The sequence below is a fragment of the Campylobacter concisus genome (assembly GCF_050447505.1).
Lineage (GTDB): Bacteria > Campylobacterota > Campylobacteria > Campylobacterales > Campylobacteraceae > Campylobacter_A > Campylobacter_A concisus_BP.
Genome location: NZ_JALMFZ010000001.1, coordinates 1,862,249 through 1,878,968 on the forward strand (window position 1 = coordinate 1,862,249; position 16,720 = coordinate 1,878,968).

Here is a 16,720-nt window from a genome sequence, read left to right on the forward strand (position 1 = left end):
AAATTTAATGAAATAAGGCTTAAAAAATAGTATAAATTTTGGAAATTTGTAAAGTGAGTGCTTGGTGCGCACTCACTTTTGGGGGATTATAGGTCTGTTTGGATCTTATCTTCGATCTGGATGTGAAGAGTTTGGCCGTTAACTGTATCGTTGCTTGTGTAGCCTTTATAGCCAGCGTCAGCGTGTACTGAAGTGTCTTCATGCCACTTGCCGTTGATATCGACTTTACTTGTCTCATCACCGCTGATCTTTAGGACTGTGCTGATATCATCAGTGATCGCAAAGATGTCTTTAGCGTCAAATTTGATCTCAGAGTTGCCTTTTAGCTGGATATTTTCAAAGCTATCGACCTTTTTGTTTAGATCAGCTATGCTACCAAAGTCAACAACTGCAGTGTTATTAAAGACAAGCGTATCATTGCCTGCGCCGCCGTAAATTCTCTCTGAGTTTGCATTAAATGCAACTGTATCATTTTCAGCTTCATGCTCGATACTAAGCGTTGTAGTAGTAGCTTTGCCTTTAACACCACCTGGTGTCACGAGGTTGATAGTAGCTGTTACATTGTGCGTTGGTACACTTGTATCGATATCAACTGTCATGCCATCTTTTATCTCGCCTCTGTTGATATCATCAGCTGTTAAAATGGCTGTTTTTGTCACATTTGCACCTGGGTTGAAAGGATCTGTATATGTTAGCTCTACAGTGTCGCCCACTTTTGCGTCATCATCAAGATATACTCTTAGTTTAGTTGTGCCTCTGCTGCCATCTATAGAGTTTTCATATCTAGTTAAGTTGCCATCTCTATTTTCATCTTCTTTAAACCAAACACCTCTTATACCATTTGTGCTGATTTCTGCTTCGTCAGATACTTCTACGTGCTCTCCTGTTTGGTCGCTTAGCTCTGCAGTTACCCTTGATGGTGTGCCAGCTGCGATCGCTACGTTATCAAGCACTAGCGTACTGCCATCAAGCACAGTTTGAGCGTGAGTTACTGTATCTGTTAAAGTCACTACGCCAGTTATACTCTTTTCGATACTATAGGTTTTCACATCTTGTGTGCCATCTGGATTATCAATAGTCACTTTTAGGCTATCGCTTGTTATGACGCTAGCTGGAAGTGTTACGGCAACTTTTGTTGTTTGGCTATCAGCTTCGCTTCTATCGATCTTGCCATCATCATTTGTATCAGAAAGATAAGATACGTTTAGACCTGCTGCGCTTAGTTTAGCTAGCTTTAACTGACCATTGTCTTCTACTACTTCGCCATCTTTGCTTGTAAGTGTAGCTTTTGCCTCAGTCGTGCCACCTGGTGACATAGGTACATTTGCAACTTTGATAGTGTTGTTTTCAACCAATGTAGAGACGCCATTTTCGTCTTTTGCAAATATTTTGCCGTCAGCATCTTTAGTAATCTCATAAGTTTTTTCTATCTTATCTCCAGTTACTGTATCAGTTGCAACTACTGCCACCTTATCTCCAGTAATGACGTTGTAAGGGATCTTAACGCTCATTGTTGTTTGTCTTAAGCCATCTACTGAGACACCTTCATTTCTGCTTAGGCCGCCATCTCTACTAGCATTATCTTCGTCAAAAGATATTTTTACTTCGCTACCTTTTATAGCTTCTAGCTCAGCCTCTGCTGCTTTTGAACCGCTGTTAGCAGATGTAAATTCTACCTTAGCTGGGTTGCCAACGCTGATTGGGATATTAGGAATTTTTAGTACGTTTCCTGTCTGTAGAGGCACGCTATTTCCACTTGCATCTTCTATAGTTAAAACGCTACCAGTTTTAGTTGAGACTTTATATGTAGTTGGTGTGCCATTTACTGTTATTACAAAATTTTCACCAGCGTTTAGGCTGCTTGGTAGAGTTACAGTTGCTGAAGTTACATTGATATTGCCGTCAGAATTTGCCTCATCTCTACTTAGCTTGCCGTTTCTGTCTTTATCCTCATCGATTAGCACTCTTAGCGCAGTACCAGCTCCGCCGCCTTGTGCGTCAAGTAAGATGTCACTTACTGTGCCAACTTTATCAACACCAGTTTTGTCTGAAACTGTCGCTTTTATAGTTGTAGTATGATCTTCTGTAAGATTTAGTGGATACTCAACAGCTTTATTACCAACAACAGTTAGTCCGTTTATTGTGATGTTGCCACTAGTGTCTTTATTGATAGTATACGCTACCTCAGGTTGGCCATCTACGCTAACTTTTAGTATGTCACCATCAACAACGTTGCTTGGTAGTTTGATAGTAGCTTTTGTAGAATTTACATCTCCGTCACTTATTGCTTCGCCGTGATTTAAAATTCCATCAAAATTTGTATCTTCTGCAAATGTGATACTCATATCATCATGAAGCGCTTCAAGTGTAGCCTCGTTTACTACCTCATTGTTTGCAAAGCCCTTGCTATCTGTAAATGTAGCTTTTGCGTCTGCTTGCTTATCTTCTTTGATCTCTACACCTGGGATTGTCACTTTATTGCTAGCATCAGCGACGATAGTTTCGCCATTAGCACCTGTTAGAGTTATGGTTGCAATATTGGTGTTAGGATCTATATCTTTCGTGATAGTAAATTCTTTAGTTGTAGTCACGCCATCACTTGTAACCTCTAGTGTCATCTTATCGCCAGTTACAACATTGTTTGGCACTTTTATAACAAGTGAAGTTTGGCGTAGCTCGCCATCTTTTGAGCTCTCATCTCTTGTGATAGATGTATTTAAGTCTGCGTCTTCACCAAAGTAAATTCCAGCATCATCTATGCCAGCTACTGTTACGCTATTTGCACCAGTAGCGCTTTGGATGCCGTCTGTATCGATGATAGTAGCTGTAACTACGGTTTTTGCGCTAGTTAAAGTACCAACACCACCGATCTTAAATCCATTATCCGCTACTGGTACATTGTTGCCATTTTCATCAGTCACTGTAAATGTTGAGCCATTTTTATGGATATCAAATTTAACTGTTCTATCTTTTGTTGTGCCGTCAAGTTGTGGCTCAGTGATCTTAACCTCTATCTTATCGCCATCAACTGCGTTTTTAGGGATTTTGATAGTTACTGTTGTGCTGTATTCGTCATTATCACTTAGTGATTTTTCTCTACTCATAGATTTTGAGCCTTTTGCCTCATCAAAGCTAACAACAGGAGCTTTTACGTGCTCTAAGCTAGCATTTGCTTCAGCGTCCGACCGGCCAGCATGTCTTGTATGGTTCTCAACGCGAGCATGTATCTTAGTATTTTCTCCATGTCTTAGTTCAAAGCCAGGCACGTCGATAGTAAATGTGTGGAAGCTAGTTGCAGTAACTGGGAATTCTTTACCGCCGTCTGTATCCTCTGTCACCTTTGTAACCATGCCTTTTTCATCCATATGGATAGTGAAAATTCTCTTATATTGAGGTTTAGAGTGCTCATTTACTGTAAGCTCAAGCTTATCACCATCATCGATCTTATTTGGTAGAGTGATCCTAGCAGTAGTCACGTTTACTTTGTGCTCGCCCATACTCTCATTTCTTGTGATTTCGATTGTAGATTTTTGCTCTATAAGCTCGATAGATACGTTTCTTGGCACAACCCACACCTTATCTTCATATGACTCTGGGCTCTTTTGAACGCCAGCTGGAGTCTCAACGTGTGCAGTTGCTTTTACGTTTACATCTGGGAATATCGGAAGGTTTGTTTTTACTTTAAGGTTATCTACCATATCTTGATCAAGGATCACCTCTTTTGTAAGTTTTGCATTAGGATCGTCAAAAATTCTTACCGGATCAGTATATGTGATAACAACTTTATCGCCAACAGCTACATCTTTTGGAAGAGTTATCTCCACTGTTGTACTTCTGTTGTTGCCATCTTGTTTGTTTTCGCTCTCGCCAAGTCCAGTGTCATTGTTTAGATCTTCTGTGAAGATTAGTACTGGTCTTGTATCTGGAGTCGTAGTATCGCTTGCTGTTTGGCTATTTTGTCCGTGCTGATCAGTTATGAAAGCCTCTACTTTTGAAGTTTTTGGAGTCTCATTTGGCACATTTGGTATAACATCACCATTTGCATTTGTATAGTTTGTCGTACCATCTGTACTTCCAACTGGTACATCTGGTATTGTGTAGCCATTGTCTATTATATTTTGATCGATTGATATAGGTCTATTTTCAGTTGTACCGTCTGGTTTTGTGATAGTGATATTTAGCGTATCGCCTACTTTTGCGTCACTTGGTACGGTGATTAAAACTGGTGTTACATTTTGTTTTGAGTCGTTATTGTTTTCAGTATAAGTTAAAAGTCCGTCATCACCTGCGATATCCTCTGTAAATTTAACAGTTGGAGCCTCTGGAACTTCGATAGGAGTTACGTGGTTTGTTCCAGTTGTGCTCTCATCGCCGTGCTTATCAACGATCTTAGCATCGACTGTTGTCTTCTTATCTCTTTCAACAGGAACTTCGATAGGATGACCATCTCTAATGATCTCTGGAGTGATAACAACCGGTGGAAGTGGAGTTTTTGAGCCATCTGGGTTTGTCACCTCAATGACTAGTTTATCGCCTGGGTTTGCGTCGTTTGGTACTTTTATAACTACTTTTGTCTTGCTTGGATCAGGATCGTTTGCGTGCTCTGATCTATTTAAAGTGTGGTTGCCATCACCGTCATTTGTAAATTCAACAGCCGGCGGGTTGATAACCTCAGGTATTACCTTAACAGAGTCTTCGCCTTTTTCGCTCTCATTTCCTTGGAAATTTGTAATAGTTGCTTCTACTTTTGAAGTCTTGTTTTTTTCAACTGGAGCGTCAAGCGGGTAGCCATTAGCTATGATATTTGGAGTTATAACGATATTAGTTGTTGTTTGAACGCCATTTGGGTCAGTCACAGTGACATTTAGGATATCGCCAGCTCTTACTGTACCGTCATTTGGTACCTCTATAAGAACTTTAGATGTATTGGCACTATTGTCTGCCAAGTGCTCTACTCTGCCTAATGTGCCATCATTATCTGTATCGCTTATGAAAGTTACGGTTGGTGCGCCTGGGATTATCACTGGCTCAGCGCCTGTGCCACCATCAGCATATCCGCCTATTGGGCTATCGTATGATTCAAAAGCTCTATTTGTGTCAGTTAAATTTCTATAAGTTTCATTGATGTTTGAATAGTGACCGCCCTCAGCAAATCTAGCTTCGCCAAGGCTAACGCCATCGCCACCACCGCCTGCAGCAGCATTTCCACCAGCAGCAGTCTCTTCAAGTTTTGTTAGATCTCCGCCGTTTAAGATAGCGTTTTGCAGAGCGCTTATATCTGCTAAGCCCTCGGCTCCTATTGTGCTTGGATTTAAAGAAAGCGTATCACTGCCTAACACTGTGATCTCTTTGCCGTTATTTGCAACGATAGTTACCTTGTCTGCTACACCATCTGTCTTGATGCTCTCGCCCATATAAACGATGTCGCCAACTTTTAGCTCTCTCTCGTTTCCATTTTGGTCAACAGCAACCGCCTTGCCATTTAGCGACTTTACTACGCCTACTTCCTTAGCCATAAGTGCTCCTTTATAAATTTTATCGCGATTATATAATAAGGGTAAGGCTAGAAAGATTAACCGAATTTACGGTACTTTTAAGCTATTTTTTAGTTATTTAATATTTTGTTTTTTGATTTCATATTTTTTTTAAAAATGGCTTAAAATAGCGACCAAGATGAGTTTAGGCTAAACAAAATCCTAAAAAATTTTGTAAATTTTTTGTATATTTTACTGTAAGAAAAGCGTTATTTTCGGCACATATCTAACAGTTGGCTCTTAAGCTAGTACGGAAATATTATGCTCTTTTTTTACTTTTGCCACTGAATTTTCTTTCCAAAGCCAAGTGTATTGCTCGTAAATTTAAGCTTTTCTAGGCATATACACCAAATTTCAGGATTCATCGCCCTAGCATAAAAAAACTTATTAAAATATAACTCTCTCTCGTTATTGTCCGCTTTTCTCATCGCTCCTTGAAACTGCACGCCCTCTATCTTACCAACGATCTTTGTATCAAGAGCGATGGTGCCAGCAACGAGCTTTGAGTTTTTTAAAAATTTAACATGAGAGCTCTCATCAGAGCTAGCTAGCAAAAGGCTAAAATTTGCCTCATCAAAGGCGTAAAATGCACTAAAAGCGTAAGGCTGCCCATCATCATCGATGGCGCAAACGCTTGCAAGATGCATCTTTTTAAAAAATTTAACTATCCTCTCATCCATCTAAATTCCCCTAAAAATGTCAAGAATGGTTTGAAATTTAAAGATGACTACGGCGATTATAAGCACCCAAAGCGTAAAAATAATGAGCTCTATTAGAGTAAATTTATCTTTTGCAACCTTTTTAAAAGCAAGCATTGTTAAAAACGCCCCAAAAAAGCCACCAATTAGCGAAAAATAGTGGATCGCATTTACCTTTACAAAGCTTGGCAAAAGCCCTTTAAAAAATAGTGAAAACATCAAAATGGCAAGCAAATTTGCAAGTATCAAGTAGTAGCCAACGACTGGCAAAACAGGGCAAAGCCTAGCAAAAACGAAGCTTAAAACAGTGATAAGCATCAGCAAAAAGATCCTAGTCCCAAAACAACACATCGCCCGTCCTTTTTTGACGCATTTTACAAAATTTTGCTTTATGAATTTAAAAATTTGCCGATTTAGCCTCAAAAGGATTTAAAAATGCAAACAAATTTTTACTCTCAAGGAAGCTACAACAACATGAGCTTTTCGATGAAGACTAGCTCAGGCGATGAGATAAGCTTTTCTATGTATGACAACAAAAGTTTGGAGTTTTCAAGCCAAAAAAATGGCACTTCAAGCCAAAAAAGTCTAACTCTCACTCATGAATACGGATATGAGTTTGCTTATAAAGGCAACGGCATAGACGAGCAAGATATGAAAGAGATCGAAGAGGCGATGAAGCAAATTCGCCCGCAAGTTGATGAGTTTATGAAAAATGTCAAAGAGGGCGACAAGATCGCGGGTAGTAGCCAAAGCATAAGCGAGCTTTCAAACAAGATCAAGCAGATGTTGCCTGACGCAAAAGATCTGGATCATAAAAATTTCATAAATGACAATATGCTAAAAATGTTTGACGAACTTTTAGCTAAAAATGACGCTAATAAAAATCTACTAAGTGCAACAAAAAGGCTATTTGACACATTGCTTGATGAGAGCAAAAAAGTATCTTACTACGCTTAAATTTAGAGCTTTTGGCTCTAAATTTTAACTAGCGCCTCTCTTTGATAAAAGAGGTGCGCCAAGACTATCACGAAATAAAGCTGAAAAAATAATCCCACAAGCGGTACAAGCGAGATGAGATAAAACAAAAGTGTAAAAACTATAAATTTAACCCCGCCACCTTCAAGCAGTGCTAGCTCAAATTTATCGCTATCAAGTGTGTTTGAGCCAACGTCTATGAGTAAAAGTTTGTAGTAGATGTAAAAAAACGGCACGTTGATGATAAAGAAATTTAAGACCGGCACAAACAAAAGTGGCAAGCAAACGAGCAAGATCCCAAGAAATTTCATGATCTCAACCATCATCACCTTTAGCACTCTAGCCGTGCTAGCCTCGCTTTTAAGCACGTAGTTGTAGTGCCTTTTGTTTATCTCTTTAGCCACGACTGGCGTTAAAAAGCCAGCTACGATTAGGGCGATCACGATGCTAATGATGATCGTTAAAAAGGTGCTTAAAACATAAAAAAGTATGCTAACTATCCACTTTGTAGCGCTAAAGCTTAAAATTTTAATAACTATAAAAGATAGCGTCGAGTTTGTCTCCAAAAAGGCGAAATTCTCGTTTTTAGCGCCATCGCTTAAAAGGTCAAATATCTCGCCGCCTCCCCAGATCGTAAGCCATGCAAGGCTTGCGATGCTAAGAAAAAGCGGCAAGATCGATAGCGTTATAAATTTGGCTGTAAAAAAGTCTTTAAAGCCAAGGCGAAGAAGATTTATCATTTTACCTTTTTGTACTCACGCTCAAGTGCGGCGTAAATTTCATCTATCTTACTAACGCCATTTGATAAAATTTCACTCATCACTTCGTTATCTTCGCGTCCGTTCCAAATTTTCTTATAACTTCCCTCTTTGTAGCCATTGTTTTGGCGGAAACGATTTAGCACGTTTTTAGCGATGTAGCACTCATAAAGTGAGTATAAATTTACGCCACATTTTAAAGACATTGAGAAATAAATTTTAAAGATATCAAAGATGTCATAGTCAAAGCCGCTGCACTCATGTATAAGCATCTCAACGTCGTTCATGATCTCGTAAATGCTCTCATCTTCGACCTTTAATGGCTCTTTACAATAGTCGCTAAAGCCACTTGACTGGCAGATATCATCAGCTAATGTCTCAACATCACCAAGCTGCTTTGCCTTGTAAATTTGTAGCGCTAGGCTCATTATAAAGTGCCAGATATCGACAACCTCGATGCGTAAATTTTGCTCATCAGTCTTAGCATCTATGCTCTTCCAGTGCTTCCACGCAAAGCTGTCGATAAGCTCAGCGCACTCCATATATATGCAGCGCCTCCAGCTTATGAGTTTATTTTTATTTGTATAGCCATTTTCCCAACCAAGCCCGTTTGTCTCGTCATTTAGGCTTTGTTGCATCTTTAACATCTCTAAAACAATAGTTCTTTCATCCATTTTTAAACCTTTTAAATTTTAAATGATTATAACAAAAAACAATTAATGCTTAAGCGACAAGCTTGACCCAAATCATCTTAATGCAAGCTTACAAGATGTAAAATCACCCAAAATTTCAAAGGAGAAAAGATGAGAGAGAAAGATCTAGTAGTTTGCAACGTTTGCGGACTAAAAAGCAGCGATGATAAAAATGCAGTTTTCATCCACGCTCACAAAAACGGCGAAGAGGTTGATATCTGCACAAGCTGTATCCCAAGCGTGATACATGGCTCAGGCATGGTCGTAAAATCAAACGAAGAGATAAAGGCTGAAATTTAAATATCAGCCACCATGTGAGAATTCTGCCTTAAAGAATTCTCAAACTCCTCCGCACTCATCGGACGAGATAAGAAATATCCTTGCATTTCATTACAATTAAGCTCTTTTAAAAGCTCTTTTATCTCGTGGCTTTCAACGCATTTTGCTGTTACTTTTAGCTTCATTGATTTTGCTATATTTATGATAGCAGCGACTACTTGCATATCTTTTTTATTTATCACAGACTGAGCGACAAAGTCATTTGCTATCTTTATACGGTCGATCTTATACTTTCTGATATAGACAAACGACGTATATCCAGAGCCAAAGTCATCTATACAAACATCTATGCTATTTTTCTCTAAAAGTGAGAAAATTTTATCAAGCGTCTCTTGGTCGTTTTTCCAGATATCCTCGCTAAATTCAAGCTCAAACTGCTTTGGATTTAGGTGGTGCGAGTTTAAAGTTAGCATAAATTCATTTACAAATTTTTCAGATGTGCTTTGAATTTGCGCTACGTTTATGCTTATTTTTGGCATTTTTAGCTTTTTGTTTTGCCACCTTACAGCTTGCTCTACTGTTTTTGAGACAGCAAGCGTGCAGATGTCGTTTAAGATATCGCTATTTAAGCTAGCTATATCCATAAACTCGCCAGCCTCTTTTTGTCCATACTCTTTTGACTGCCATCTAAGTAGCGCTTCTACGCAGATGATCTTTAAATTTTTAATGTCATAAATCGGCTGAAAATATACCTCAAAATCCTCTTGTAAATTTGCTTTTTTAAGAGCTATCTCTATATTTGAGCTTTGTTGTATTTCGCTATCTATCTCATTATTATAAACCATCGGGTTTTTGGCTGGATTTTGCTTAGCGTAGTACATCGCCATATCAGCTTTTTTGATGATATTTCTAGGATCGCTGATGTTGTCTCTTGTGACAACGTGGATACCAACGACACTCTTGATCGCAAAGTGATACTTATCTATTTGCAAAGGTTTTTCTATCGTATCTCTTAGCTCCATACCAAGCTTCATGCGTTTAGTGTGGCTATTTTCTTCCATTTTTGAAAGCACGATGAACTCATCAGCGCCGATCCTTGCGGTGACCTCTTGTCTGTTGCACGCTTCACGTATGCGCTTTGCTATCGCTTTTAAAATTTTATCGCCAACCTCATGTCCATAAGATGTATTTATATTTTTAAAGCGACTTATATTTATATAATAAACTGCGATCTCTTGCTTCTCGCCCAAAACACTACACATACCTTTTAGCTCATTTAGCAAAGAGTCTCTGTTGCCAAGAGAGGTTAGATAGTCTTTTTCAGATACACCCTCTAAGCTTAAATTTATCATCTCAAGTTCGTTTGTCTTTAGGTGCTTCTCTTTATTTTTAGCATCATGTAAATTTTGCTCTGCGTTATATATCTCTTCGCTTTGATCAAGCACCTTCATAAAATAGCTAATGACCGCTCCAGCTACAATCACAAAAATTATAAGTAGATCGACATAAGATGAGAGGTTGGCTTTTATAAGTATTAGTGCAGCTGAGATGATAGGTACGAGCTTGGATGTTGTTTTTATGCCAACATCTGCTGCGCTTATACGCTTGTTGTCGCCCCTTAAGTAAAAAGCTCCAAGCATCAAGAGAAAAAATGGCACAAGATAGATAGAGTGCAGAGTAAAATCATGCCCTTTGTTTATAAGCTCATTATAAAAAACATATAAATTTAATAGCGTAAAAATCGCACTTGCGATTATCAAGAAAAAGCCGCTATGTCTAATGTAAAGATGGTTGCTATTAAAAATTTCACTAAGAGCGATGAATAAAATAGATAAATTTACAAAAATAGCAATGCTAGCAGCAAGCTCGCTAGGGCTTTTAGGATGGATCAATATATTAAAATCGCCCATATCGCCAACAATGCAATAAGCAAGCGTGAAAACTAGCAAAAGGACATTAAAGCTATCGGCTAGAACTAGGATCTTTTTATCACTAGCTATAAATTTGACCACAAAAAATATACCAACAGCGGCCAATAGTAAAAACATAGGGAGCAGATCGAAAAAATCAAGATAAGAAATTTGCTCTTTGCTTCTTAAAAGAAAGTCTTCATTGACACTTCTAATGGCGTCAATAATAGTCCAGATAAAGACTCCAAAGCATGCAGCAAGCCAGTGCATAGCTTTAAGCTTTGATCTATTCATAGAGATGTAGATACCAAGAACTACAAGACCAAAGCCCAAAAATATCAACAAATTTTCAAAAATTTTATAGTTTAAAATGCCGGCAAACTGAGAAAATATAAAAAGAGCTATAACGGCATAGAAAATTTGTTTTTGTCTTAGGATAAGTGACGAATTTGACGTAAAAAAAATGTTTCTCTCCATTGTTTATTCTGTTTCAAACCTTATTTTTAGTTATAATTTTGCAAATTTTTCTTTAAGGTTAATCATGAAATGTAATATCGTCTTATCTGGAGAAAATTTAATAGACTACCAAGCATTTAATCTATTTTTCTCAAAAAAGGCTAGAAAACAGTATTTTATAAATGTTTTTATGATTTTTACGGAGGCCATTATAGCTGGATTTGTCGCTGATATGCTCTTAAAAACCAAAATTTTTACTATTATCGGTGTCATTTTTGCTATTTTTTGGATCATTTTTTATCCAATTTTTTTAAAAAATAGACGAAAATCAGTGCTAAAAAGCTTAGAAATTTCAGACTTTAAAAAAGAGATGATCTTTGAAGTAAATGAGAAAAATTTGGCATTTTATGAGAAAGAGCCAAAAGAAAATGAAATTTTTGACATAAAAGATGTAAGTGAAATTTACGAGCTTAAAAATATCTTTGTCATCTTTATAAATGAAAAAATCCACCTTGTCTTGCCAAAAAACAAAGAAACCTCAGAGCTAGTAAAAGCGCTTATAAAAGAGAGCAAAAAAGAGCTACTACTTTTTGAAAATTTAGACTACAAAAGCGTTATTGGCTAAGCTTGTAAATTTACAAGCTTAGATGTGATCAAGCGTGATTCTTATGAGCTCTTCAAAGTCTTTAGCATTCATCGGCTTACCCCAGAAATAACCTTGTATCTCATCGCAGCCTAGCTCTCTTAAAATTTCAAGTTGAGTTTCATCTTCAACACCCTCAGCGATCGTTTTTAGCCCGATATTTTTAGCAAATGTTATAACGCTCTTTACGACGTCTCTATCTATCTCGTTTGTAGCGATGTTATCAACTAACTCTTTTGCGATCTTTAGCCTATCTAGTGGATACTTTTTGACGTAGTTCATCGACGAAAAGCCAGTGCCAAAGTCATCGATAGAGATGCTCATGCCCTTATCTGAAAATTTCTTTAAGACTGTTTGCATGATCTCTTCGGCATTGACGAGGCTTGCCTCTGTAAGCTCGATATCAACGCACTTTGGATCCATGCCAAATTCTTCAACATAGCCAAAGATATCTGATGCAAAATTTACATTATCAACCTGTTTTGGCGAGATATTGATGCCAACTTTTAGGCTGATGCCATACTTTTTGTTCCAGTAGCTCATCTGCCTTATGGCCTCTTTTGCTACCCATATTCCTATTGTATTTATAATTGAGCTTTGCTCAGCTACTGGGATAAATTTGGCCGGACTTACAAAGCCTTTTACCGGAGAGTTCCATCTTATAAGAGCCTCAGCACCTATTATCTTTTTACCATTTAGCAGATACTGCGGCTGGAAATTTAGGCTAAATTCCTCATCAAAATTCATAGAATTTAGCAAAATTTCTATGTAGTTTTTCTCCTGAATGATCTCTTTTATATCATCGTAAAAGACATATTTTGTATTGACATCTCTTTTGGCTGCATCAAGTGCAGCTCCAGCTTGCATGATGAGATCATCAGCTAAAATTTCACTTGTTTGCGTTGAGCTAACGCCAACCTTTGCTCCAAGAGCTATCTTATAATCGCCAACTGAGATTTGCTCGGCTATGATGTTTAGCAGGTAGTATAAAAATTCTCTATAATGCCCCTCATTTTTTTGCTTTAAAACTATCATAAAGTCATCACCGCCAAACCTTGAGATGATAGCACCTTCTGGCAAGATAGCTTTGATATTTTTAGAAAGTTTTAAAAGCACCTCATCGCCCACGTAGTGGCCGTATGAGTCGTTTATTGCCTTAAAGTGGTTGATGTCGATGCAATAAATATCTATCTTTTCGCCAAGCGCTTTGGTCTTTATCATCTCTGATAGTTTGCTTAAAAATGACTGTCTATTTAAAAGCCCAGTGAGTGAGTCAAATTCGCTAAGCTGCCTTAAGCGTTCGTTTTTCTCTTCAAGCTCTCTTAGGCTATCTTGGATCTCTTCATCTAGTTTAGCGATGATATGCCTTTCAGATCTAGCCAGATCCCTCATGGCAACTGTGCTTGAGATACTATAAATTAGCGCTGCATAGGCTAGCAAAACCATAAGTAGAAAAACTATCCATACAGAGTAAATTTTATCGGTATTAGCAGCTCCCAAAAAAAGCAAAGAGATGAAAAGCAAGGTGACAAATTTATATATAAGCGCCCTTGTATAGTCTTTTCTGTAGCTTCTTATCTTGATATTTGCCTCGTTTTCCTTTAGATGCAAACAAGCTACAAATATAATAAAAAATGCAACTTTAAAGAAAAACTCGTAATGAACATTTGTGCCGCTATGCGTCAAATAGGCCTTTGATGAGTAGTATGCGTCGCAAATGCAAATGATAAGCAAGGCTAATAGATATAAAAGTAGGCTAACTCTTTTATAGCTAAAAATTGGTTTTTTTGATACAAAATTTAGTGAAAATGCGACAACAAAGACAAAGCAAAAGATAAAAATATCCATTATGATGTATGAAAGGCTAGTCACGAATTCTTTATTAAGCGCTACTGCCAAACTTCTATCAAAAACTACAAACCAAAAAAAACTAACCGTTATAAGCATCAAAGCAAGCGCATCTACCACGACTTGCTGCCATATCACTCTTTTTAAAATTCTTGCAAAAAAAGCAATAGCAGATACAAGAAACATAAAAAATGGGATCAAATATAAAATTTGCATAAGATCCGTGCGGGAGATGTTTCCTGGCATAAGAAGCGATCTATCATAAAGCAATAAAAGGATATCAGCCAGCGCCCAGCTCGCGATAGCTAAAAATATATAGGTCCAGTATGAGTTTAAATTTCTACTACTTTTTAAGAAAAAGAACAAAAACAAGGCGATCACTACATCAGTGCCTACTGATATAGCTGTCAGATAAAGCTGATCACCCAGATAAATAGCAAAAAAATAAGCAATAATCAGGGCAAATATAAATAAAAACGAGCCGTTGTGAAAATTTGTTATCCTATCAAGCACGGCCACTCTCCGCTTCTTGGGCTAGCTTTTGCCACCTTTGCCACTCGCCGCTATCATCGACGTCGTTGCCGATAGCTTCGTACCTGGCGTAAAAATGCTCAACAAATTTCTTGCACTCTTCATCTTTTGGCAGATAGCTCTGCTCATCTTTTTGGCAAAATTTCTCCAAAAATGTGCTCGCATCAGCTTTTTTAGCGTATGTTTGCGCTAGCTCGAAGTAGTTTTGTAAGCAAATTTCTTTAAATTTAGCGTAAGCTTGCTCGCTCATATCCACGCTTAGTTTGCCGTCAAATTTAAGCACCCCAGCCCTAAAAAGCAGGCTAAGATGTATGAGCCCCTCGCAGTAATAAGCCCTTACCTCATCGACCTTTCGCCACGCTATAAGCCCAACCGCGCGGGCTATTAGCTCGTGAAAGACGGCAATTTTATACTCCGCTTCTTCGTGCAAGAAGAAATTTACTAGCCCGCCAGTCGTCGCCTTGTACTCTTCTATAAATTTAAAGACGCCACTTTTATTCATGCTCATCTCCGTATCAAGTCCGATAAAGAGGATGTGCCCAAACTCATGGCCGATCGTTGAAATTTCATATACTTTTTTCCAAATTTTTGGCTTTAAAAATAAAATTTCCCTACCAAAATCCAAAAATTCCTTGCTAAAAATTTCAGCCCCAAGCTTCATAAAAGGCTTTGCCTTTGCCCCCTCGTAGACGTGATTTACAAAGGCAAAAATTTTCTTGCCGCATTTTGCGCTCACACTCTCGTCATTTGGCACGACTTGAGCGCTAAAAAGTCCGTTTAGCTCCGCGCCGTAATAGATCATCGGCACGCTTATATAAAGCTGCGTTCTAACGATATTTTCGCTAACTACCTTGTTTGTCGCGGCGTTATTAAATTTGATCTTTTCGCAAACGCTCTCGTAAGTTTTTGTCACTTTTTCTTTAAATTTAAGCTCATCAATGCCCTCGCTATCGACCAGCCTGATGTCCCATTCAAGTGCGACTGCATGCGTGTAGGCGTCCTCGTAGTACTCTAGCGGATGGCCTGGCTGAAGCGCACCTTTTACATCCATCCACGCTATCTCAGCCTCTTGCCAAGCGTTTATAACCTTTGCGTTGTCCTCTTCGCAAAAGGCATTTTGCAGCTTTTCAAGGTATTTTACGTAGGATTTTTGCTCGTCGCTCTTAGCTAAATTTCTTAAAATTTCAAGATTTTTTACAAATACTTTTTTAAGCTCTCTAACCTCATCTTTAAAAGCAAGCGCATAAGGCAAAAAGCTAAATTTCTCGCCCTCTTTGCAAACTGCACCATACGTTCTATCAGCTCTTACGCCGTTATCATCACACTGAAATAAGCCGTTTTTAGTGATGAACTCATTTGCCTCGCCTAAATCTTTAAATTTAGCTTCAAACTCTTTATTTGTAGTATCTATTATCTTATCTTGCCATGAAATTTGCCACGCATTTAGACTAAGCCCAAACTCGTGCATAGCCTCTACAAAGGCTTGAAAAAATGGGTCTAAAATTTGCTCATCACGTGCCTTTTTTATAAGCTGGGAGTGTAGATTTTCATATAAATTTCTAACATAGCCATAGATCAAATTTAGCACGCGTTTTTGCTCGTCCTCGCCTAAATTTAGCTTTTTTAGCTCATTTTGAAGCGGATCAACTTTAAGATCAACTATCCTTCTTGCAAGGGCTAGTTTTTGGCTTGGTGTGCCAGTAAGGCCGCAAATTTTCAAAGCATCAGCTATGATCTTGTCATCTAAATTTTTATAAATCGCATTTAGCTTGGATTTTTGCTCTTTTGTAAGTTCGTTTAGTCTTTTAAAATCATTCATCTTTTCATCCCTTAAAGTTGCAGGATTTTAGCATAAAGCCATTAAAATTTGCTACAATTTACCAAAAATTTAAAATCTAAAGGGCAAAAATGGACATTTTAAAGGACTTTGGCGAGCCACGCATCAAGCAAGTGATGCTACCAAAAGATACAAACTCAGCTGGAAATATTTTTGGTGGCTGGATAATGAGCCAGATCGACCTTGCAGGTGCGCAGGCTGCTAGAGAAATTTCGCCTGAGCGAGTTGTGACAATTTCGATGAAAGAGATCATATTTAAGCAACCAGTCTTTGTTGGTGACGTGCTAAGCTGCTACGCAAAGATCATCGCAGTTGGCAAAACATCGATAACAACGCAGATAGAAGTGACTGCACTTAGGCTAAATGACGGCGGTTTTAGAGAGACTATACACGTCACAAGCGCGACTGCGACCTATGTTAGTGTGACAAAAGATGGGCACAAAAAACCGATAGATGAGAAGATAAAAGAGCTTCATGGCTTTTAAAATTTGGTTGCAATTTATGCAGCCAAACCCCTAAATTTATCACTGTTTTTAAAAGAATTTGAAAAAAAGTAACA

The 16,720-nt window shown here is 38.1% G+C and carries 12 protein-coding genes; 4 read left to right on the forward strand and 8 right to left on the reverse strand.

Annotation, left to right across the window (positions count from 1 at the left end):
- Nucleotides 1-86 precede the first annotated feature (86 nt).
- The 3 genes from MTT09_RS09410 to MTT09_RS09420 form a co-directional block, all read right to left on the reverse strand.
- Entirely contained in the window at nt 87-5,516 is a 5,430-nt protein-coding gene (locus MTT09_RS09410) for a retention module-containing protein (RefSeq protein WP_429803627.1), read from the reverse strand.
- Between the two features lie 290 nt (nt 5,517-5,806).
- The gene (locus MTT09_RS09415) at nt 5,807-6,214 is read right to left on the reverse strand and encodes a pyridoxamine 5'-phosphate oxidase family protein (RefSeq protein ID WP_429803628.1); all 408 of its coding nucleotides are present in this window, start codon (nt 6,212-6,214) and stop codon (nt 5,807-5,809) included.
- Nucleotides 6,215-6,583, reverse strand: a complete 369-nt coding sequence (locus MTT09_RS09420) for an L-arabinose ABC transporter (protein ID WP_223154214.1) — start codon at nt 6,581-6,583, stop codon at nt 6,215-6,217.
- An 84-nt stretch (nt 6,584-6,667) separates the two neighbouring features.
- Here MTT09_RS09420 and MTT09_RS09425 point away from each other — a divergent pair, with 84 nt between their 5' ends.
- Nucleotides 6,668-7,189, forward strand: a complete 522-nt coding sequence (locus tag MTT09_RS09425) for an ATP/GTP-binding protein (protein ID WP_149720112.1) — start codon at nt 6,668-6,670, stop codon at nt 7,187-7,189.
- Between the two features lie 17 nt (nt 7,190-7,206).
- Here the strand turns inward: MTT09_RS09425 and MTT09_RS09430 are convergent, their stop codons facing one another.
- Nucleotides 7,207-7,947, reverse strand: a complete 741-nt coding sequence (locus MTT09_RS09430; protein ID WP_429803629.1) for an EI24 domain-containing protein — start codon at nt 7,945-7,947, stop codon at nt 7,207-7,209.
- Nucleotides 7,944-8,639, reverse strand: a complete 696-nt coding sequence (gene dut / locus MTT09_RS09435; RefSeq protein ID WP_009294967.1) for a dUTPase — start codon at nt 8,637-8,639, stop codon at nt 7,944-7,946. Before dut ends, MTT09_RS09430 begins: the two co-directional genes overlap by 4 nt.
- A gap of 129 nt (nt 8,640-8,768) precedes the next feature.
- Here dut and MTT09_RS09440 point away from each other — a divergent pair, with 129 nt between their 5' ends.
- On the forward strand, nt 8,769-8,957 hold the full coding sequence (locus tag MTT09_RS09440; RefSeq protein WP_002940779.1) for a hypothetical protein: 189 nt from the start codon (nt 8,769-8,771) through the stop codon (nt 8,955-8,957).
- Here MTT09_RS09440 and MTT09_RS09445 read toward each other — a convergent pair.
- Nucleotides 8,954-11,323 (reverse strand): EAL domain-containing protein, encoded by a 2,370-nt coding sequence (locus tag MTT09_RS09445; RefSeq protein ID WP_429803630.1) that lies wholly within the window; start codon nt 11,321-11,323, stop codon nt 8,954-8,956. The genes MTT09_RS09440 and MTT09_RS09445 overlap by 4 nt on opposite strands.
- Before the next feature lie 64 nt (nt 11,324-11,387).
- Here MTT09_RS09445 and MTT09_RS09450 point away from each other — a divergent pair, with 64 nt between their 5' ends.
- The gene (locus MTT09_RS09450) at nt 11,388-11,927 is read left to right on the forward strand and encodes a hypothetical protein (protein ID WP_429803631.1); all 540 of its coding nucleotides are present in this window, start codon (nt 11,388-11,390) and stop codon (nt 11,925-11,927) included.
- 18 nt (nt 11,928-11,945) lie between these two features.
- Here the strand turns inward: MTT09_RS09450 and MTT09_RS09455 are convergent, their stop codons facing one another.
- Both MTT09_RS09455 and ciaB read right to left on the reverse strand, forming a co-directional pair.
- The gene (locus MTT09_RS09455) at nt 11,946-14,306 is read right to left on the reverse strand and encodes a putative bifunctional diguanylate cyclase/phosphodiesterase (RefSeq protein ID WP_429803632.1); all 2,361 of its coding nucleotides are present in this window, start codon (nt 14,304-14,306) and stop codon (nt 11,946-11,948) included.
- Nucleotides 14,299-16,143, reverse strand: coding sequence for an invasion protein CiaB (ciaB, locus tag MTT09_RS09460; RefSeq protein ID WP_429803633.1), 1,845 nt, complete (start codon nt 16,141-16,143; stop codon nt 14,299-14,301). The genes MTT09_RS09455 and ciaB overlap by 8 nt, the downstream gene beginning before the upstream one ends.
- Before the next feature lie 89 nt (nt 16,144-16,232).
- Between ciaB and MTT09_RS09465 the strand changes: the two genes are divergently transcribed.
- On the forward strand, nt 16,233-16,646 hold the full coding sequence (locus MTT09_RS09465; protein WP_009295346.1) for an acyl-CoA thioesterase: 414 nt from the start codon (nt 16,233-16,235) through the stop codon (nt 16,644-16,646).
- Nucleotides 16,647-16,720 lie beyond the last annotated feature (74 nt).